Consider the following 18,629-nt stretch of genomic DNA (forward strand, 5'->3'; position numbering starts at 1 on the left):
GTCGTTATCGTCGGAGAATTTCGCGGCCAGCCGCCGCGAGGCGACTTCCTCTATCCTCCGAACGATCGCGAGTGTCTCGCGTCATTCGTACCCGTGCGAACAGTGTACACACGTATAAACTGCCGGGTCGCGTCAGGTATGGCCGAGCGATCCTCGCTGTGGCCCGGGTTTCGTCGAGGAATCTTCGACGCGGTTCATCGACGATCGCTCGTCGCGGCTGCCGACAGCGTTAGGGGAGTCCCCTGCGACCGACCAGCATGGAGCGAGTCGCGATCGACGACGTCGACGTCGTCACGAACCCCATGGGCGTTCACGACATTCGAAAGCCGGTCTCGCGCGCGCTCGGCACCGACCACGTCGCGATGAACTACTTCGAGCTCGCGCCCGGGGACGGCTTCTCCGGCGGCCTCCACACCCACGGCGACCAGGAGGAAATCTTCTACGTGCTCTCCGGCACCGCCACGTTCGAGGTCGGGCGCGAGCGCGACGAGGTCGAGGTCGGCCCAGACGAGCTGATCCGATTCGCGCCCGGCGAGTTCCAGTCCGGGTTCGTGGCCGAGGACGCCGACGAGGAGGTGGTCGCGTGGGCGGTCGGCGCGCCCGGCGCCCACCACGACTGGGACCAGATCGAATCGATCGTCGAGTGCCGCGACTGCGGCGAAGAACAGGTCCACGACACCGAACTCACCGACGAGGGGCGGTTCCGGTTCACCTGTACGGAGTGCGGGACCTCGTTTTCGCCGTAGGGATTCTCGCAGCGCGCGATGACGACCTCGACGCGCCGCCTTACCCAAGCAGCGACCGCAGCGACCGCCGCCGGGTGCCGCACTCGGCGGCGTAGTCGCAGGTGTTACAGCGGTCGTCGTCGACGCGCGGCGGCGGGCCGTCGATCGACCGGGCCGCGCGGAGCGCCTCGCGGTACGCCGCCTTCTTCCGGAGCGTCAGTCGGACCTCGCGCACGACGCCCACCGCGGGGTACTCGACCAACGCGCGCTCGATCTCGCGTTCGCGCTCCCACGAGAGCGCCTTCGCGAGCCCGACCGCGCGGACCGCCTGCGGCTCCCACACGCCGTTCTCCGGCGGCTCGCCCGACGAGACGAGGGTCGGTATCGGGGGCGGTGACGACTCCGAACTGTCCGGCTCCTCCGTCCCCTCGGCCGGCTCCAACACCTTGTGAACGGTGCCGTGGCAGTCCTTCCCCGAGAGGAACCCGCGCTCACTCGCGGGGTCGACGAGACTCTCGTACTCGTCGCGCTCGCGCAGTCGGTCTAGATTTCTGCGGTACGCGGCCGGCGACCGGTGGAGCGGAAGCTCGCGGAGGATCCGATCTGGCGCCTCGGCCAGTTCGTCGTACCGAAACGCCAGATCGATGCGCTCGCGCGCCTTCGGCGGGATGCTTCGCTCGTCGTCGCGCCGAACGTAGTAGAGCTGTCGGGGGCAGTACGCCGCGCGAGCCAGATCGCTGAACGGGACGAGAGTCACGCGACGGACTGGCCGCGGCTTCACTTATAAATAGAACCGCGGGGCGCGTGCCTGCGAGCGGCCGCCCCCGGCGGCCGCGAGGAGCACGCGCGAGGGAGTCAGTCGCCGAAGCGAAGCGGAGGCGACTGACGAGGCTGGGGAGGCGTGAGGCTGCGGTGCTGTGCGGGGCGGGACTCAAAGGGGCAGCCGCGAGGCGGGCGCAGGCGAAGCAAGGACCGCAAGGAGCGAGCGAAGCGAGCGACTGAGGACCGCAGCGAGCGTGCGCCCGCCTCGCGGCTGGGGCTTTGGAGGTGTTCGTGGTCGATCCCCAGTCAGCTATTTATAAAGAAACGTCCGTCTCGATGTCCTCGGTCGCCTCGCGGAGGCCGTCCTCGCGGGCGTCGCTCGCGAGCGACCCCTCGATGTCCGCGTCGGTGAGAAGGTCGCGGAATGTGTCGCGGAAGCGGTCGTTCGCCCGCGTGGAGGTGAGATCGGCGCGCGCGACGGCGGCATACTTCGCGACGTCGTCCGGCGCGGCGCCCAACTCCTCGGCGCACTCGACGATGGAGTTCCCGGCGGCAGTGAGCCGCTTCAGGTCGGCGTACTCGAAGGGCGGATCGGCGTTCTCGTCGCTCTCGCCGCGGGGCTCGCCACTCTCGCCCTCGCCCGCGTCGACCTCCCGATCAGAGTCCCGCACGAGGTGGAGGTCGAGGCGCGCCTTGCGGACGGTCTCGGCGTCGACGTCGTCGGGGCCGACCTCGTTGTCGGTTCTGTCGTCGTCGCCGTCTTCTCGCTCCACGAGCGCATCTCGGATCGCCGCCGCGATCGCGGCGTCGTCCGCGCCGTCGAATCGGCCGCGGGCGACCAGCGCGTAGGCGTCGTCGCCGAGCGGCGTCGAGAAGCCGTACCGCTCGCGCATCGCGGCGACGAGCTCGCGGAGCCGCTCGTCCGTGGCCTCGTCGTCGGGGTCCGAGAGGGTCCCCCGCTCCGCGTCCTGGCGCTCGGTGACCGTCTCCGAGCCGGTGGCGTCGACGAACAGGTCGCGGAGTTCGGCGGTCTTCTCGTCCATGGGGTTCGAGCTACGCGGGCAGGGCGGAAAAGCCTCGTGTCGGCGCGGCGCTCGCTCCCCTCTCCGAAGAACCTCACACCAATCCACCCACGGTGAAGACAACGTAACAGCACGCCACCAGTGCGCCCGAGTGGAGCAGCGCCGCGTACCGCCCGCGCGCGGCGGTGCCAGCGAACCACCCGGAGGCGAGCACCGTCGCCTGCGTGACGACATACAGCCGGAAGCGCTCCAGTTCTGGATACACGCCCTCCGGCTCCGTCACCGCCTCCGACGCGGCGGCGATCTCCGCCAGCCGCGCGGCGTCGACCACCTGCGTGTTCACGACCGCGACGACGCCGGCGACGAGGACCGCCGCGGCCCAGCCGACCGCGATGTACGGCTGCATCGACGAGCGGAGCGCGCGCTGCTCGCTGTACAGCCGCCCGACCTCGATCCGGAGCGTCTCGAAGACGGCGTCTGCGTCGCTGCCGGCGTCGAGCGCGCCCGTGACGAGCCCGAGCGTCCGCGCCGCCAGCGGGGTATCGACGCGGTCGACGAACCGCTCGATGGCGGCGGCGCGGACGTCGACCGCGCCCGACTCCCCTGCGGAGCCGGACCCATCCCGAGTCGTCCCCTCGGGGGCCGTCGTCGAGCGCAGCGCGAACGCGAGGTCGGCCACGTCGTCGTCGAGGACGCCGAGGTCGACGTCGCGCGCGACCGCCGCCACCGCGGCTTCGAGCGGGCGCCCCTGCGCGACGTGGCCCGAGACGGCGTGGACGAAGTCGGCCAGCTCGCGGTCCTTCGCGTCGTCGATCCGGGTGCGTCGCGCCGCGACGAGCCCCACCGGCACCGCGAAGGCGGCGTACCCGACGAGGACCACGTTGACGAGCGTGTAGCCCGCGAGCGCGAGCCAGGCTGCGAGCGCGACGGCCGGCGCCGCGGCGACGACCGCCGTGCTCGCGGGGTTGCGCCCGGCGGTCGCGAGTATTCCCCGTGGGTTCGTCGGAAGCTCGTAGCTCGCGCGCTGGCTCGGCGGGCGGAGCGTGCCGACCGCGACCGCGGCCGCGAGGCCGAACGCGACGAGGAACGCGACGGCGCCGTACAGCACCACGGCGCGGGTCGGCACCACGCCGACCGGGGTCTCGACGGGCGGGAGCAGCTCCGGGATCACCACCGACAGCGCCGTCGCGCCGATGACGACGAGCGCCGGCAACACCAGCACGGCGACGAACAGCTCCGTGAGCAGTTCGAGGAACCGCCGCGCCCGCTTCCGGGCGCGGTCCTGCCGGTGCGAGAGCATCCGGCGCTCGGTCGCGAGGAACTCGGAGAGCGCCTCGTCCCCGGCCGCGGCGCGCTTCCGGAACTTCAGGAGGAACGGCGCGAGCAGCTCCCGCGAGGGCGTGTCGCGGGCGACCCGCCGGAGCCCCTCGTCGAGGCTCCCGGCGAGCCGAGCAGCGTTGAGCGCCTTCCGCAGTGAGGTGGCGGTGCCGCCGTACGCGTCGCCGTCGGCCGCCTTCCGGAGCATCGCCCGCGGCCCGTCACTCCCCGAGGAGAGCAGTTCGAGGTACCGCACCGTCCCCGGGAGCGTGCGCTCGATGTCCGTCCGCCGCGTCGCGACCACCCACCGGAGGCCGAGCCCCGCGGCCGCCACGGTCGCGCGCTTCGCGAGGAGCGCGACCGCGACCGCGACGAGCAGCGCGGCGTGGGCCGTCCGGAGCGGCCCCACGGAGTCCGGCGTCGGCGCGGGCGCCGCGGTCGACCCGGCGGAGAGCAGCGCCGCGCCGAACCGCGCCTCGACCGCGGCCGCGACCGCCGGCGCCGCGCCCGTTGCGACCACCAGCGCCGGAAAGAAGGCGGCGGCCGCGACGACCCACGAGAGGCCGTACGCCCGAGCGAGGTACGTCTCGAAGCCGGTGTCGAGCGCGGTGCCGCGGTACCGCTTCCGGTCGGCGTCGTGCCGCCGGTCGCTCGCGTGGCGCGCGAACAGCGCGTAACAGACGCGGTCGACGACCGCGAACCGGCCGCCCGTCGCGAGCGCGTCGGTCGCGTCCGCGTCGTCTGCGTCCGCCTCGACGGCACCCGCCGCGCTGGCGTCGTCCGCGCCCGCACCGACCGTTCCGGTCGCGCGGCGCCGGCTCACGGCCGCCCCCGGCCCGCGGACTCGTCACGATCCGCGCCGTCGCCATCGTCGCCGTCGCGGTCCATCGTCCGGGCCGCCCGCTCGACGGTCGCCGCCTCGTCGGTGCGGAGGTCGGCAAGGAACTCGAAGAGGGCGTCCGGATCGTCGACGCCGTCGCGCACGAGGTACTCCACGTACCGGCGCTTCGACTCGAACTCGGCGGCGACGGCCTCGCGATCGCGGTCGGTCCGGTTCGCGATCCGGTCGAAGACGCGGAACCGCGGGCCGCCGCGGCCGTCTCCCGGAGCGTCGCCCGATCCGGCCACGCCCGCCCTCGCCACCCCGCCGTCCGCGTCGCCGCCCGGGGCGCCGGGGAACCGGAACTCCCCGTCTCCGTCTCGCCAGGCGACCGTGTTGAAGCGGACCGACTCGCCGCCGGCCTCGACGACCCCCGCGCCGCCGCGCTTCGGGTCGCCGGTCGGGCTCCGTTTCGCCTCCGGATCGAGGTCGTCGTAGGCGGCCTCGGAGAGGGGTTCGATCGCCCGTGAAACGTAGCGCTCGCCGTCGACCTGTCGGGGGAAGACGACGAGGTCGACCTCGCGCAGCAGGCGGGCGGGAAGGTCCCGCTCGCGCAGGCGGTTGGCGAGCGCCTCGACGTCCTCCGCGTGCGTCGTGCCGATCACGCCGTGCCCGTGTTCAGGCTCTCCGCGAAGGTCTCGAAGCTCTCGGGGGTGTTGATCTCGGCGATGACCTCGACATCCGGGTTCAGGTAGTTCGCTTCGGTCATCAGCTCCGCCATGCCGACCGACTTGTAGGCGTCCTCGTGGTCGCGGGTGGTGAGCGAGACGCCCGTCTCGTGCGGGAGCCGGACCTCGCGCGAGCCCTCGTCGACGGATACCGGGCGGGCGTCGAAGGGGATGAAGGGCGCGTGGGCGTTCAGCAGCGTCGTCTTCCCCACGCCCGTCGGGCCAGCGAAGAGGACGACGCCGCGGTGTTCGTACAGCAGCCACAGCAGCGTCACCAGTTCGACCGACAGCGTGTCGCGCTCGATCAGGTCGACCGGGGTGAGCGCGTCCGCGCGCTGCTTCCGGATCGAGACGTGCGGGCCGCCTTCGGAGATGACGGGCAGCGCCACCGCACACCGGATCGTCTGGGGCACGCCGTCGAGTTCGAGGTTCACCTTCGCGGAGGGCGTCGAGGCGTTGAGCTCCGTGCCGTCGCGGGCGGCGATCCCAGTGACGACGTCGACGAAGGTCGTCTCCTCTTCGAACGCGAGGTTCGTCGGGACGCGGGTGCCCGCTTCGGGGGCGTCGTCGTCTCCGTCGAAACCGCCCGCCTCGCCCCCCTCCCCGCCCGCCGCCCCCGAAAGCACCGAGGCGCGGGGGACGACCTTCACGCGCTCGCCGACGCGGTTCGCCTCCACGTCCTCCAGGTGCGGGTCGCGGATCGGCACCGTGAGAATGCCCTCGCCGACGAAGTCTCGCAGCACGTAGTACGCGAGGTCGTCGAGCCGGTCGCGGGCGAACCGCGAGTCGACCGGCGGCGCGGCGAGCCCCCGGTCCGCGAGCGCGGCCCGCGCCCGGTGGACCGCGGCGTCGAGCCACGCGCGGGTGTTGCGCGCGGTGAGCCGCCGCGAGAGGAACCGGCGCGCCCGGGTGGCGACGAACGACTCGCGGTCCTCGATCACGTCGCTCACGGTCGTCTCCCAGATCCGCGACTTGCACTCCTCGATGAGTTCCTCGTCGCCCGGCAGGAGGTCAGGTTCCAACACCGCGTACTTCGTCTCGAACGCGTCGGAGCCGAGCAGCCGCTCGCGGTAGACGACGACCTCGACCGGGATGCCGGCGAACTCGACGGCATACTGCGCGAGCCGCTCGGCGGCCACGCGCTCGACGTAGTCCGCGTCGGCGTCGATCCCGGTCTCCAGCGGCGCGAACGTCTCGGTGTGGACGACGAGTTCGCGGTCGTCGCCCACGTCCGCGACCTCGATCCGGTCGTCTAAGGCGATCGGCGTGAGTTCGCCGAGCAGCCGGAACTCCCGCAGCGCGTGGTAGTCGATCCGGCGGCGCGCGGCCGCGCTCGCGTCGACCAGCCGGTCGATCGCCGTCGCGTACTTCGGCTCGAACCCCTGCTCGGCGCGCTCGACGACCCCGACCCGGGTGAGCGGGCGGCGGTGTCGCACGGCGGAGAAGCGGTCGCGGACGCGGTCAAGCGCGCGCTCGTCGGCGGGCGACAGCGGCGGCTCGCGGACGTCATAGCCGAACCGCCCGCCGTCGCGCTCGCGGACGGTCGCTACCACGCCCGGCGCCGCCTCGTACTGCGCCCGGACGTCCGGCGCGTACCACGCTTCGGGGTCGCCCGGCGGCACCGGCGCGGGGACCGCGCCGCCCGGGTCGTCGTCGGGCTCGTCGACGATCCGGAGGGTCGCGCCGTCGCTCACCGCGCCGCCCCCCGCGTTCGCCGTTGCGTCTTCCGCGTTCGCCGTTGCGTCTTCCGCGTTCGCCGATCCGACGCCATTGTTCCCGAGTTGCCGCGCGCCGCGGTCCCGAGCTCCCGCGTCATCGTTCGATCCGCGGGTGACCGACGGCTCCGTTTAACCGTTTCTTTTTGTCACAGCGCGTTCATTTCGGGGTTCGGAAACGTTCGATCTCCGACTCGAATTTCGCGGCGTCGCGTCCCCTGTGACCGCTCAGAAACGTTGACGATCGTTCATACTCATCGTGACGTGTGAAAACGCATTTATTATCCCTCACGTAACTCGCGTTCCACGCTCAATGAGTCGTTCACTGTCGAGCGGCGTACAGCGCGCCTTTCTGCGCTATCAACACGTCTTCGTGTTCCTCGCCCCGCTTCTGTTCATCGCGGGGGTGTACGCCTTCGCGCCGACCCCGGCTGACGCCGGCGTCGGCTACTGGACCGAGTACTGGTGGCTGTTCATCGCGTTCGCCATCGGCGCCACCATCGTCAACACCGTCGGGATCAGCGGGTCGGCGCTGTTCGTGCCGTTCCTCATCTTCGTGTTCCCGCTCGTCGCGTATCCACTGGAGCCGACGACGCTGGTGAAGATCGGGCTCATCAGCGAGTCGTTCGGCCTGTCGAGCTCGTCGCTCGCGTTCATCCAGTACGGGCTCGTCGACCGGCGGCTCTCGCTGTCGCTCGTGTTGGGGGGTATCCCCTTCGTGGTCGGCGGTGCCCTCCTCTCCTTTGTCATCCCCGAACCGCTGTTCCACGCGCTGTTGGGGATCGCGCTGCTGGCGGCCGCGTACCTGTTGTTCAAAGCCAACTTGGGTCACGGCGACCCGACCGAGGGTGCGGGCGACGAAGAGGTCGCGACCGACGGCGGATCGGCGCCCGACCTCCCCGACGACGACAACAAGCTCGGACCTGCGGGCGTCGCGACGGACGACTCCGGCACGGTCACCCGGGTCGACCGCGACGGCGACGACTACACCTACTCGCGGGGCGGCTACCTCGAACGGTTCCTCAACTACAGCGTGGGCGGGGTGTTCCAGGGGCTCGCCGGCTTCGGGATCGGCGAACTCGGGATCATCTCGATGCTCCGCACGCAGGTCCCGGTGCGCGTGGCGATCGGCACGAACCACATCGTTGTCGCGACGACCGCCGTGCTCGCCTCCGTCGTCCACGTGTTCGGCGGCGGGCTGGTCGGCGGCCACTCCATCGATCTGGCGACGACGCCGTGGAACATGGTCGTCTGGACGGTCCCGGCGACGACGCTCGGCGGCCAGATCGCGCCGTACGTCTCGACGGCGCTGAACACCCAGACGATCAAGGCGGGCGTGGGCGGGCTGTTCGCGGTCATCGCCGTCGCGCTGTTCGCGATGGCCGGCGGCGGGCTCTGAGGGCGCCGGGACCCGTTCCGCCCGGCCCTCACCGCCGCCGACCGACCGTTTCCGCGGCTCGGGCGAGCGCCCGTCTCGCCGCCGGCGTCAGGTTCTTTCCCGTCTCTCCCGGACCGTGATCCGATGACGGACACCATGCGAGCCGCGGTCGTTCCGGAGCCAGGGGCCGAGTTCGAACTCGTGGAACGCGACGTCCCCGAGCCGGGCCCCGAGGAGGTCCGGGTCGCGGTCGAGGCGTGCGGGATCTGCCGCAGCGACGAGTTCGTGGTCGAGGGGACGTACCCGGGCGTGAGCTACCCGCGGATCCCCGGCCACGAGATCGCCGGGACGGTCGACGCGGTGGGCGACGACGTCGACGCCTGGGAGGCGGGCGAGCGCGTCGGCGCCGGCTGGCACGGCGGTCACTGCTTCACCTGCGAGCCGTGTCGTCGCGGGCAGTTCCTCCAGTGCGAGAACGCCGAGATCACCGGGGTGAGCTTCGACGGCGGGTACGCAGAGTACGCGACGGTCCCCGCCGAGGCGCTGGCGGCGGTCCCGGACGGCCTCGACGCGGTCGACGCCGCGCCGCTGCTCTGCGCCGGAATCACCACCTACAACGCGCTGCGCAACTCGGACGCCCGCGCCGGCGACCTCGTCGCCGTCGTCGGCGTCGGCGGGCTCGGCCACCTCGCGATCCAGTACGCGCACGCGGCCGGCTACGAGACCGTCGCGATCTCGCGCAGCCCCGACAAGGAGTCGCTCGCGAGGGATCTCGGCGCCGACCACTTCGTCAACGCCGCCGAGGCGGACCCGGCCGCGCGGCTCACCGAGCTGGGTGGCGCGAGCGTCGTTCTCACGACTGCGCCCGCGAGCGACGCCATCGAGTCCGTCGTGGGCGGGCTGGGGGTCGACGGCTCGGTGATAATCGCCGGCATCCCCGGCGAGCCGGTGTCGGTCGACGCCCAGCAGCTGGTCGGGACGCGCGGCGCCGTCGAGGGGTGGGGGTCGGGCCACGCCCGCGACTCGCAGGACACCCTCGAGTTCAGCGCGCTCCGCGACATCACGCCCGAGGTCGAGACGTACGCGCTCGACGACGTCGCCGACGCGTACGAGCGCATGGCCGAGAACGAGGCGCGGTTCCGAGTGGTCTTAGAGCCGTAGCCCTCGGTCAGTCCCGGCGGTCCGCCTCACGCGGTCGCGCCCGCCGCGCTTTAGTCGTCGGCCGGCGGAGTGTCGGTATGCGCGCAGCCGTCTTCAACGGACCCGGCGAGATCGACGTGGAAGAGCGACCCCGCCCCGAGATCGAGGCGCCGACGGACGCGATCGTCCGCGTGACCCACACCGCGGTCTGCGGCTCCGACCTCTGGTTCTACCGCGGCGACAGCGACCGCGACGCGGGCTCCCCGGTCGGCCACGAGCCGATGGGCATCGTCGAGGAGGTCGGCGACGACGTCACGAGCGTCGACCCCGGCGACCGCGTGCTCGCTCCCTTCGCCATCTCCTGTGGTGAGTGCGAGTTCTGCCGGAAGGGACTCCACACCTCCTGCGAGAACGGCGACTCGTGGGGCGGCGACAACGGCGGCGGCCAGGGCGAGTACGTCCGCTCGACCCACGCCGACGGAACCCTCATCCGGGTGCCCGACCGATACGCCGACGACGAGGACACGCTCCGCTCGTTGCTTCCCCTCACGGACGTGATGGGAACCGGCCACCACGCGGCCGTCAGCGCGGGCGTCGAGGCGGGGTCGACCGTGGCCGTCATCGGTGACGGCGCGGTCGGGCTCTGCGGCGTCCTCGCGGCCCGGCGCCTCGGCGCGGAGCGCATCATCGCGGTCGGCCACCACGAGGACCGCCTCGAACTCGCGGCGGAGTTCGGCGCCACGGAGACCGTCTCGGAGCGCGGCGAGGCCGCGGTCGAGCGCATCCAAGAGCTCACCTACGGCGGGCCGAACCACGTGATGGAGTGCGTCGGCGCCGCGAGCGCGATGAACACCGCCATCGACGCCGTCCGCCCCGGGGGCACGATCGGGTACGTCGGGGTCCCCTACGGCGTCGAGGACGAGGGCCTCGACGTGTTCGGGATGTTCGGCCAGAACGTCACGCTCTCGGGCGGGGTCGCCCCCGTCCGCGCGTACGCCGAGGAGCTGATGGACGACGTGCTTCAGGGAACGCTCGACCCCGCGCCCATCTTCACCGAGACGGTCGGCCTCGACGACGTCGCCGAGGGGTACCGCATGATGGACGAGCGCGAGGCGATCAAGGTGCTGGTGAAGCCGCACGGCGACGCGTAATCTGCCGCGAAACCGGTTTTCCGATCTACGTCTGCTCGACTCGATTTTTAAACGGTGGCGCGTGCCTGCGAGCGGCCGCCCTCGGCGGCCGCGAGTCAGCACGCGCGAGGGAGTCGGCCGACCGGAGCGAAGCGGAGGGAGGCCGACGAGGCTGGGGAGGTGTGAGGCTGCGGTGCTGTGCGGGGCGGGACTCAAAGGGGCAGCCGGGAGGCGGCCGCAGGCGACGCAAGCACTGGAAGGAGCGAGTACCACGAGCGACTGAAGCGCGCAGCGAGCGTGCGGCCGCCTCCCGGCTGGGGCTTTGGAGGTGTCCACCGCCGATCCACGGTTGGTTATTTATAAACGAGCGGCTGGGGCTTTGGCGGTATCTACTGTCGATCCACCAGCGACTATTTATCAGTGGGCGGCTGGGGCCCAGGAGACTTTGCTGGACCAGCAGCCGTTTATAAATAGTCGGACGCACCGAGGAGAGAACCTCTCAAACGTTCGATTTTGGCTGTATTGGCGTAATCTTTATTTTATCCAATTCCTTGTTAACTGTTGTCATGTGCCACCATTACGACGAGGCGCGCACGTGGACGGAGATTCAGGCGCGTCACCGGTCCAAGGAGGCGGACGAACTCGACGAGGTACCCGACGTCGAAGCGGTCGACGAGTCGGTAGTCGACGAGCCGGCGGGCGAGACGGAGGATTCCGAGCCCCCGGCGGAGCCGCGCGCCCCGGCCGACGACTGACGCGGTCGGGGACGACTCCGCCTCGAACCCCGATTTTCTATCGCTCGCTCCGCGCCGAAGAGCGGCGCCGCCGTCTCGGGCTCTCGACCCGCAGACCACAACTTTACAACCACTTTTCATCTATCGCCGTCCGTGCCGCCCTCCACTCGAACCCTCGCGATCCTCGCCCTGCTCGTCGTCGGCGTCGGCCTCAGTTTCGCCTTCCACGCCGCCGCGGGCGACACGCAACTCACCTACGAGGCGACGGCCCTCGAACCCGGCGAGAATCCGGAGCTGATCGCGAGCGCGTCGCCGAACGTCACCGACCTCGACGAGCGCCTCGCCGGCATCTCCGAAGCACAGCAGGAGCCGATTCGGACCGCCGCCGCCAACGGCTCGTTCAAGGGGTCGCTCTCGCCGGAGTTACACACCGCGATCAGTGACGTGGAAACGCCGTACGTCGCGTACGACGGTGGCTACTACGAGTGGTCGCTCTCGACCCGCGGCGAGACGACGAACGCGACGATCGAGATGCGACAGACGGACCCCGAACCGATCTTCGACGCCGTCGCGCGCCCCGTCGCCGACGCGCCGGCCGGCGTCCGGACGGCCGTCGACGAGGGGACCGCGAACGGCTCTGGCGTCCGACCGGGACTGTACCGACAGGACGGGGCGTACTACGCCGTCGCGCTCGAAGACGAGGCCGCGGCCCTCGCCGGGTTCGCGAGCGCCGTCGTCGGCTTCGTCCTCACGCCGGTCGGCCGCGGCTACGTCGCGGTCGCGCTCGGTCTCCTGGCGTACCGCTACCGAGAGCCGACGCACGACCGCCTCCTCACACCCCGCCGTGCCGCCGCGGTCGCCGCGCTCGCGCTCCCGGTCGCGCTCGCCGGCACCGCCGTCTTCGAGAGCGGCTCGATCTCCCGATTCGTCACCGGCCCCGCGAGCGCGACTGTCGTCGCGTCGGGCGCCCTCGCCGGCGTGCTCGCCGCGCAGCGGCGCTGGGCCCTGCTCGCCGGCGCGACGGTCGGGATCGGGCTCCTCGCCACGGCGGCGATCGCGGTCGCGCTCGGGGTCGTCGGGCTCATTTTCGGGCCGCTCGCCGTCTGCTTCGGGATCGCCGCCGGCCTGGTTCCCTTCGGCTACGGCTACTGGTTCGCGCGGCCCGGGCCGGAGGCGTCGGCTGGGTAGCGCGGGAGACGATCGGCCGATCCGAGGTCCCGAGCGACGCGGTCGACGCGTTCGATCCGGGTTTCAGGACCGTCCTGAACGTCCTCTGGATCACACCGAAGTCGTTCTGTCGGCGAAATACTATCACCGCCGCGGTACTCATTCCGATAGCTTCGCCACTGGATTCCACGCATGAGTTCAATACGCCGCCGCACCCGGACCGACGACGCAGGCACGGTAGTGATCGCCGGATGAGGGGCTCGGTCCGCGTCTCGACGCTCGCCGCGATCGTCGCGCTGCTGCTCGCTGTCGGCATGGGGGTCGCGGGAAGCCCGCTCGCACAGGACGACGTCGACGGGACCGGAGCGTTCCTCGACGAGAGCGGCGACCCGATCGACGGCGACCAGTCGATCGACGGTGACGCTACGACCACCGAGCCGGCGCTGGTCTCGCCTGGCACGCTCGGCGCGGTCGCGCTCGCGGTCGCCGTCGCGCTGCTCGTCGTCGCCGCGGTCCGCCGCGCCGACAGCTAAGCTCGGTTTCGCGCACCGGGCGCGTCCGTCGCCGGCGTTACCTTCTCCTCGTGCCCGCCTACAGCGGTTCGATCAGCTCGACGACGTGCCCGTCGGGGTCCTTCACGAAGGCGACGCGCGCGCCGGCCTCCGGATGGTCGGTCGGCGCCTCCCTGACGCCGTGGTGGTCGATTTCCTCGAACGCCGCGTCAACGTCGTCGACGCCGACGGCGACGTGGTCGTAGCGGTCGCCGTCCGCGCTCGGCTCCTCGCCGGCCGTCTCCGACAGCTGGAACTCGACGCCGTTCCCGTCCGCGACGTAGACGTTGCGGGTGTCGCCGTCCGCAGTCGTGAACTCCCACGACCGCTCGAACCCGAGCTCGTCGACGTACCAGTCGGCGGTCCGATCCGCGTCCGCCACGTTCAGACAGGTGTGGAGAATCTCCATGCGTCGGCGTCGGACGGCAGCGGCATAAATCCCGACCGCCGACCCTCGCGCGGTCGCCGCGAGCGCGACACCCAACCGCGGCGCGCCCCCCGAGCAATCATGCCGGTCGCGCTCATACGTCTCGTATGGACCGCAAGGCGGTGCGTCGCGCGTGGGACGAGGTCGCCGAGACGTATGCCGCCCGCCGCGACCCCGACGGCTCGGACGCGGCGCTCATCGACGACCTGCTCGACTCGCTGTCGGACGATCCGCGAGGCGCCGACGGCGACCCCCTCGTCCTCGACGTAGGCTGTGGCGACGGCGCGCGGACACTCGCGAACCTCCCGCCGGAGAGCGTCGGACTCGACGTCTCCCGGCGCGGGCTGGACCTCGCGGCCGAGACGGTGCCCGACGCCCGGCTCGTCCACGGCGAGATGTCGGCGCTCCCGTTCGCGGCCGACCGATTCGACGCGATAACGGCGTACCACGCGGTGTTTCACGTCGAGCGCGAGCGCCACCCCGCCGTCTACGAGGAGTTTGCCCGCGTCATCCGGCCCGGCGGCCGGCTCCTGCTGACGCTGCCGAGCGGCCGCTTCGAGACGGTCCGGCGCGGCTGGATGGGCGGCCGGATGTTCTTCTCTGCCCCCGGCCGCGAGCGCACGCTCGACCACCTGCGAGCGGCGGGGTTCGTCGACATCGAGACGACGACCGCAACCGATCCGCTCGGCAGCAGCACCGAGTTCGCGTTCGCGACGCTGGCTGGCGACCGAGCCGACGACCCCCCGTCGCAGCCGTGACCGACCCCGACGGGGTGCCCCACGACGTGCGCGCGAGTCTCGAACAGCTGCTCGCGGCGGCCGCCGACGCGGCGGCCGCGGGCGACGAGCCCACCGCGCGGGCAGCCCTCGACACGGCCGAGACGGTCGCAACGAACAAGCTGCCGACCGGCGAGCGCCGCGAACGTGTCCGGTGGGGCTGCGCGGCCGCGCTCGACGCGCTCCCGAACGGCGACCTCGCGGCCGCGTACGTGACGGCGACCACGGACGCCGTCGACGAGTGACGGCCTCCGACGGCGCCGAACCCGGGAGCGCGAGACTTTTTTCACGTGACGCGTGCTGCGGGCGACCATGGAACGCCGAGACGCCCGCTTCCTCCTCGTGAGCACGCTGCTCGCGGTCACACTGCTGAACTCGCTCGACGCCCCGACCGCGGAGTGGTTCCGGACGGCGTCGTTCGCGCTGGCGTACGGGGTGCTGCTCTACGTCGGCTACGTGATCGCGCGCCCCGTCCTCACGTGGCTCCCCGTCCGGTAGCGGCCGGCTTCGGACCCCTCACTTTAGTCGGCCGAGCGACTCGTCCCCTCCATGCGCGTCGCCTCCCTGCTGCCCTCCGCCACGGAAACGCTGTTCGCGCTCGGCGTCGAGCCGGTCGGCGTGTCGCACAGCTGTGACCACCCGCCGGCCGCCCGCGAGCTGCCGACGCTGACGAGCACGGTCGTCGACCACGCGGACCGCTCGGCCGCCGACATCGACGAGCAGATGCGCGCGGTCGACGGCGCGGTCTACGACCTCGACGAGGCACGGCTCGCGGCCCTCGAACCCGACCTCCTCGTCACGCAGGCCACCTGCGACGTCTGCGCGGTCGACGCGAGCGAGGTCCGCGCGGCCGCCGCGCGCCTCGACCCCGCGCCCGACGTACTCGCCTGCGACCCCCACTCCTTCGCGGACGCCCTCGACGCCGTGGTGCGGATCGGCGAGGCGGTCGGCGAGGAAGCGGCCGCGAGCGCGCTCCGGGCGGACCTCCGCGAGCGCGTCGACGCGGTCCGCGAGCGCGCCGAGCACGCGGTCGCGGACGAGGGGCGCCCCCGGACCGCCGTCCTCGACTGGACCGATCCGCCGATCCGGGCGGGCCATTGGGTGCGCGACATGGTCGAACTCGCGGGCGGAGACCCGTCGTTCCAGCCGGACGGCCCCTCCGAGCCGGTCGCGTGGGACGACGTCGTCGACGCCGACCCCGAGGCGCTGGTCGTCGCGCCCTGCGGGTTCGACCGCAACCGCGCTCTCGACGCGGTCGACGACCTCTCCTCTCGTTCGGGCTTCGACGACCTCTCCGCCGTCGCGGCCGACCGCGCCTACGCCGTCGACGGCAACGGGCTGTTCAACCGGCCGAGCCACCGGCTCGTCGACTCGCTGGAGGCGCTGTTCGCCTGTCTCCACCCCGACCACGCCGCGACGCCGCCCGCCGCGCACGACCGGGTCGCACGGGTCGCCCGCGCGTCGACGCCTTCGGTGCGCGCCGACGGCGGGTGAGCGCTCTCGGTCGCCGCGTCAGGTCTCGGCCGACTCCCGGAGCGCGGAGAGCGTCTCGGCGCCGCGCAGGTCCGCGACCGTACAGTACCACGCGCCGCGAACGCCGTTCTGGTCGTTCTCGACCGGACGTTCCAGCGGCACGAGGTCGTCGAACTCGAAGACGACGACGACCCGCTCCTCGGAGAAGGGATCGATGAGCGCCGCCCAGTCGGCCTCCTCCATCGGTCCCGGCTCGCCTCGGTCTGCTCGGTCCGGTCGACGACGCGAGCGTAGTGCGTGACCGCCGACACCGGCGCGGTCCGGTAAAACGCCATGTACTCGAACTCGGCGCGGGTGCGGTCGTAGGAGCGCGGCGCGGGGTAGAAGCTGGCGCGGCAGCGCTCGAAGGTCTCGGGTTGGGTCGCAACGACGCAGACGCGAGCGTCCCCGGGCGCGTCGTCGCTGGGGGCGTCCGCGGCGAAGCGGTCGAGGTCCACGTCCGGGTTCACCGCCGAGCGCGGATATATCCGCCGTCAGCGCGTACCGTGTGGCGATGGCACGGAGCGCGACGAGCGCGCGCGGTGGTCCCCGCGAGCGCGACGAGACGGACGCGGCACGCGGCGCGAAAGCGCCCGACGACGAGACCGGCCCGCCGGCCCTCGCGGTTGAGGGGCTCACGAAGCGGTTCGGCGACGGCGACGACGCGGTGGTGGCGGTCGACGACGTGAGCCTCACCGTCGAGCGCGGGTCGGTCGTCGGCCTGCTCGGGCCGAACGGCGCGGGCAAGACGACGCTGATCAAGTGCGCCTTAGGCATCGTCATCCCCGACGCGGGGTCGGTGCGGGTGTTCGGCAACGACGTGCGCGACGGCCGGCGGGCCGCATACGCCGACGTGGACGCGATGCTGGAGGGCGCGCGCAACGACTACTGGCGGCTCACGGTCCGCGAGAACCTCCGGTACTTCGCGACGATCAGCGGCGTCGACCCCGACTCCGTGGCGGCGCGCCACGATCGGCTGCTCGACCGGCTCGACCTCGCCGACAAGGCGGACACGCCGGTGCGGGACCTCTCCCGGGGGATGAAACAGAAGGTGTCGCTCGCGAGCGTGCTGGCGGGCGGCGCCGAACTTGTGTTCCTCGACGAGCCGACCCTTGGCCTTGACGTCGAGAGCGCCCGGACGCTCCGGGCGGAGCTGCGCCGGCTCGCGGTCGAGGAGGGGCTCACTATCGTCGTCAGCAGCCACGACATGACGACGATCGAAGCGGTGTGCGACCGCGTCGTCATGCTGTCGAACGGCCGGATCGTCGCCGACGACACCGTCGAGGCGCTGCTCGGCGCGGCCGCGAGCGACGCGGTCCGTGTGGCGAGCCCGGACCTCACTCCGGAGACGGTCGAGGGGCTCCGCGAGGCGGTCGAGGTCGTCGGGGTCGATCGCGACGCGCGCCCGCCCGCGGTGACGGTCGCGGCAGGCGGCGACCGGCTGTACGACCTGACCGACGCGCTCCGCGCGGCCGGGGTCACCGTCTCGGACATCCGGACGGTCCAGCCCGACCTCGAGGACGTGTTCCTCGAACGCACCGGGACGGCGCCCGGAGGTGAGCGTTCGTGAGCGCGGACGCGTCGGCCGGGGATACCACGGCGCTCGACGACAACCCCCGTCCGGCCACCTACTACCACTTGGCCCGCGCCGTGTTGTACCGCGAGTTCCTCATCTTCGTGCGGTACCCGGCCAACGCGATCGGGGGGATCGTGATCTCGCTGTTCTTCTTCGCGATGCTGTTTCTCGGCGGCCAGCTGCTCGCGAGCCAGGCGCTGACGGACTCGATCGAGGGGATCGTCGTCGGCTACTTCCTGTGGACGCTATCGGTGGGCGCGTACTCGTCGGTGTCGAACGACATCGGCAGCGAGGTCCAGTGGGGGACCTTAGAGCGGCACATCACCACGCCGTTCGGCTTCGCGCCGGTCGCGCTGCTGAAGGGGGTCGCGAAGGTGGTGCGGACGTTCCTCACGAGCGCGGTGATCCTCGCGGTCATGCTCCTCGCGACCGGGACGCGGCTCAGCCTCGCGCCGGTGACGGTGGTCGTCGTCGCGGGGCTGTCGATCGTCTCGGTGCTCGGGCTCGGCTTCGCCGCGGGCGGCGTGACGGTGCTGTACAAGCGGATCGGTAACTGGCTCAACCTCCTCCAGTTCGGGTTCGTCGCGCTGATCTCGGCGCCCGTCTTCGACCTGCCGTGGACGCGCGTGCTCCCTCTGGCGCACGGCAGCGCCATGCTCCAGCGCGCAATGGTCGACGGGATCCGGCTGTGGGAGTTCCCGCTCGCCGACCTGGCGCTGCTCGTCGCGGTCGCGGTCGGCTACCTGCTCGGCGGCTACCTCGTCTTCCAGCTCGCCACGCAGCGCGCGCGGCGGCTCGGCGTGCTCGGCGACTACTGAACGCGGGGACAGCAACCGATTTGACGCCGTTCGACGGGCGACCCGCTCGCGGACCGCGGCGGGGCGGTAACGCGATCGGTCGGCGCTACCGCGACCCGTCGGCGTCGGTGCCGTCCGCCGTCACCACGGCGTAGATCAGCGACACCGGGATGGCCGCCCCGAGCGCGCCGGTCGGAATCAGCAGCGTCGACGCCTCGACCAGGACCAACAGCCCGACGGCGACGCCGGCCGCTGCGACGCCGGCGAGGAGGACTTCACCGGTTCTTCGCATACGCGGCCGACGACGCCGAGAACGTATGTACGCGTCGGTCTCGCCGCCGGACTCACGGAC

General features: G+C 71.9%; 18 protein-coding genes and 2 pseudogenes. 13 read left to right on the forward strand and 7 right to left on the reverse strand.

Annotation, left to right across the window (positions count from 1 at the left end):
- Positions 1 to 257: 257 nt before the first annotated feature.
- On the forward strand, positions 258 to 746 hold the full coding sequence (locus ACOZ35_RS13620) for a cupin domain-containing protein (protein WP_424014079.1): 489 nt from the start codon (positions 258 to 260) through the stop codon (positions 744 to 746).
- 40 nt (positions 747 to 786) lie between these two features.
- Here the strand turns inward: ACOZ35_RS13620 and ACOZ35_RS13625 are convergent, their stop codons facing one another.
- The 4 genes and pseudogenes from ACOZ35_RS13625 to ACOZ35_RS13640 form a co-directional block, all read right to left on the reverse strand.
- The gene (locus ACOZ35_RS13625; RefSeq protein ID WP_424014080.1) at positions 787 to 1,482 is read right to left on the reverse strand and encodes a CRISPR-associated protein Cas4; all 696 of its coding nucleotides are present in this window, start codon (positions 1,480 to 1,482) and stop codon (positions 787 to 789) included.
- Between the two features lie 319 nt (positions 1,483 to 1,801).
- Entirely contained in the window at positions 1,802 to 2,530 is a 729-nt protein-coding gene (locus ACOZ35_RS13630) for a hypothetical protein (RefSeq protein ID WP_424014081.1), read from the reverse strand.
- Positions 2,531 to 2,603: 73 nt separating this feature from the next.
- On the reverse strand, positions 2,604 to 4,649 hold the full coding sequence (locus ACOZ35_RS13635) for a type II secretion system F family protein (protein ID WP_424014082.1): 2,046 nt from the start codon (positions 4,647 to 4,649) through the stop codon (positions 2,604 to 2,606).
- A pseudogene (locus tag ACOZ35_RS13640) lies at positions 4,646 to 7,068 on the reverse strand (type II/IV secretion system ATPase subunit). The gene ACOZ35_RS13635 and the pseudogene ACOZ35_RS13640 overlap by 4 nt, the downstream one beginning before the upstream one ends.
- A gap of 334 nt (positions 7,069 to 7,402) precedes the next feature.
- On the opposite strand from ACOZ35_RS13640, the gene ACOZ35_RS13645 reads away from it, so the two are divergent.
- The 6 genes from ACOZ35_RS13645 to ACOZ35_RS13670 all read left to right on the forward strand — a co-directional run bounded on the left by ACOZ35_RS13645 (position 7,403) and on the right by ACOZ35_RS13670 (position 13,171).
- Complete coding sequence (locus ACOZ35_RS13645) at positions 7,403 to 8,488, forward strand: TSUP family transporter (protein WP_424014083.1); 1,086 nt, start codon at positions 7,403 to 7,405, stop codon at positions 8,486 to 8,488.
- A gap of 135 nt (positions 8,489 to 8,623) precedes the next feature.
- Complete coding sequence (locus ACOZ35_RS13650; RefSeq protein ID WP_424016075.1) at positions 8,624 to 9,628, forward strand: alcohol dehydrogenase; 1,005 nt, start codon at positions 8,624 to 8,626, stop codon at positions 9,626 to 9,628.
- Between the two features lie 77 nt (positions 9,629 to 9,705).
- Positions 9,706 to 10,758 carry a zinc-dependent alcohol dehydrogenase family protein gene (locus tag ACOZ35_RS13655; RefSeq protein WP_424014084.1) on the forward strand — a complete coding sequence of 351 codons (1,053 nt, stop codon included), beginning with the start codon at positions 9,706 to 9,708 and terminating at the stop codon, positions 10,756 to 10,758.
- Positions 10,759 to 11,303: 545 nt separating this feature from the next.
- Positions 11,304 to 11,492, forward strand: a complete 189-nt coding sequence (locus ACOZ35_RS13660) for a hypothetical protein (protein ID WP_424014085.1) — start codon at positions 11,304 to 11,306, stop codon at positions 11,490 to 11,492.
- 132 nt (positions 11,493 to 11,624) lie between these two features.
- Positions 11,625 to 12,659, forward strand: coding sequence for a hypothetical protein (locus ACOZ35_RS13665; protein ID WP_424014086.1), 1,035 nt, complete (start codon positions 11,625 to 11,627; stop codon positions 12,657 to 12,659).
- 230 nt (positions 12,660 to 12,889) lie between these two features.
- Entirely contained in the window at positions 12,890 to 13,171 is a 282-nt protein-coding gene (locus ACOZ35_RS13670) for a hypothetical protein (protein WP_424014087.1), read from the forward strand.
- A 58-nt stretch (positions 13,172 to 13,229) separates the two neighbouring features.
- On the opposite strand, the gene ACOZ35_RS13675 is transcribed toward ACOZ35_RS13670, so the two are convergent.
- Positions 13,230 to 13,598 (reverse strand): VOC family protein, encoded by a 369-nt coding sequence (locus ACOZ35_RS13675; RefSeq protein WP_424014088.1) that lies wholly within the window; start codon positions 13,596 to 13,598, stop codon positions 13,230 to 13,232.
- Between the two features lie 125 nt (positions 13,599 to 13,723).
- On the opposite strand from ACOZ35_RS13675, the gene ACOZ35_RS13680 reads away from it, so the two are divergent.
- The 4 genes from ACOZ35_RS13680 (at position 13,724) to ACOZ35_RS13695 (ending at position 15,886) form a co-directional block, all read left to right on the forward strand.
- Positions 13,724 to 14,374, forward strand: a complete 651-nt coding sequence (locus ACOZ35_RS13680; protein ID WP_007995080.1) for a class I SAM-dependent methyltransferase — start codon at positions 13,724 to 13,726, stop codon at positions 14,372 to 14,374.
- On the forward strand, positions 14,371 to 14,637 hold the full coding sequence (locus tag ACOZ35_RS13685) for a hypothetical protein (protein ID WP_007995078.1): 267 nt from the start codon (positions 14,371 to 14,373) through the stop codon (positions 14,635 to 14,637). The genes ACOZ35_RS13680 and ACOZ35_RS13685 overlap by 4 nt, the downstream gene beginning before the upstream one ends.
- Positions 14,638 to 14,704: 67 nt before the next feature.
- Positions 14,705 to 14,890, forward strand: coding sequence for a hypothetical protein (locus tag ACOZ35_RS13690; protein ID WP_007995076.1), 186 nt, complete (start codon positions 14,705 to 14,707; stop codon positions 14,888 to 14,890).
- Between the two features lie 51 nt (positions 14,891 to 14,941).
- Positions 14,942 to 15,886 (forward strand): ABC transporter substrate-binding protein, encoded by a 945-nt coding sequence (locus ACOZ35_RS13695; RefSeq protein WP_424014089.1) that lies wholly within the window; start codon positions 14,942 to 14,944, stop codon positions 15,884 to 15,886.
- Between the two features lie 18 nt (positions 15,887 to 15,904).
- Here the strand turns inward: ACOZ35_RS13695 and ACOZ35_RS13700 are convergent.
- Positions 15,905 to 16,362: pseudogene (locus ACOZ35_RS13700) on the reverse strand (hypothetical protein).
- 56 nt (positions 16,363 to 16,418) lie between these two features.
- Here ACOZ35_RS13700 and ACOZ35_RS13705 point away from each other — a divergent pair.
- Both ACOZ35_RS13705 and ACOZ35_RS13710 read left to right on the forward strand, forming a co-directional pair.
- Complete coding sequence (locus ACOZ35_RS13705) at positions 16,419 to 17,474, forward strand: ABC transporter ATP-binding protein (RefSeq protein ID WP_424014090.1); 1,056 nt, start codon at positions 16,419 to 16,421, stop codon at positions 17,472 to 17,474.
- Positions 17,471 to 18,298 carry an ABC transporter permease gene (locus ACOZ35_RS13710; RefSeq protein ID WP_424014091.1) on the forward strand — a complete coding sequence of 276 codons (828 nt, stop codon included), beginning with the start codon at positions 17,471 to 17,473 and terminating at the stop codon, positions 18,296 to 18,298. Before ACOZ35_RS13705 ends, ACOZ35_RS13710 begins: the two co-directional genes overlap by 4 nt.
- An 85-nt stretch (positions 18,299 to 18,383) precedes the next feature.
- Here ACOZ35_RS13710 and ACOZ35_RS13715 read toward each other — a convergent pair whose 3' ends face one another.
- Positions 18,384 to 18,569 (reverse strand): hypothetical protein, encoded by a 186-nt coding sequence (locus ACOZ35_RS13715; RefSeq protein WP_007995066.1) that lies wholly within the window; start codon positions 18,567 to 18,569, stop codon positions 18,384 to 18,386.
- Positions 18,570 to 18,629: the final 60 nt, after the last annotated feature.

The sequence above is a fragment of the Halorubrum xinjiangense genome (genome assembly GCF_049604745.1).
Lineage (GTDB): Archaea > Halobacteriota > Halobacteria > Halobacteriales > Haloferacaceae > Halorubrum > Halorubrum xinjiangense_A.

Bases quoted from the DNA above. Each gene is read 5' to 3' on its own strand.
- ACOZ35_RS13675 (WP_424014088.1), bottom strand. From the start codon at position 13,598: ATGGAGATTCTCCACACCTGTCTGAACGTGGCGGACGCGGATCGGACC.
- ACOZ35_RS13715 (WP_007995066.1), bottom strand. From the start codon at position 18,569: ATGCGAAGAACCGGTGAAGTCCTCCTCGCCGGCGTCGCAGCGGCCGGC.
- ACOZ35_RS13620 (WP_424014079.1), top strand. From the start codon at position 258: ATGGAGCGAGTCGCGATCGACGACGTCGACGTCGTCACGAACCCCATG.
- ACOZ35_RS13705 (WP_424014090.1), top strand. From the start codon at position 16,419: ATGGCACGGAGCGCGACGAGCGCGCGCGGTGGTCCCCGCGAGCGCGAC.
- ACOZ35_RS13670 (WP_424014087.1), top strand. From the start codon at position 12,890: ATGAGGGGCTCGGTCCGCGTCTCGACGCTCGCCGCGATCGTCGCGCTG.
- ACOZ35_RS13680 (WP_007995080.1), top strand. From the start codon at position 13,724: ATGGACCGCAAGGCGGTGCGTCGCGCGTGGGACGAGGTCGCCGAGACG.
- ACOZ35_RS13695 (WP_424014089.1), top strand. From the start codon at position 14,942: ATGCGCGTCGCCTCCCTGCTGCCCTCCGCCACGGAAACGCTGTTCGCG.
- ACOZ35_RS13660 (WP_424014085.1), top strand. From the start codon at position 11,304: ATGTGCCACCATTACGACGAGGCGCGCACGTGGACGGAGATTCAGGCG.
- ACOZ35_RS13690 (WP_007995076.1), top strand. From the start codon at position 14,705: ATGGAACGCCGAGACGCCCGCTTCCTCCTCGTGAGCACGCTGCTCGCG.
- ACOZ35_RS13655 (WP_424014084.1), top strand. From the start codon at position 9,706: ATGCGCGCAGCCGTCTTCAACGGACCCGGCGAGATCGACGTGGAAGAG.
- ACOZ35_RS13650 (WP_424016075.1), top strand. From the start codon at position 8,624: ATGCGAGCCGCGGTCGTTCCGGAGCCAGGGGCCGAGTTCGAACTCGTG.
- ACOZ35_RS13645 (WP_424014083.1), top strand. From the start codon at position 7,403: ATGAGTCGTTCACTGTCGAGCGGCGTACAGCGCGCCTTTCTGCGCTAT.
- ACOZ35_RS13630 (WP_424014081.1), bottom strand. From the start codon at position 2,530: ATGGACGAGAAGACCGCCGAACTCCGCGACCTGTTCGTCGACGCCACC.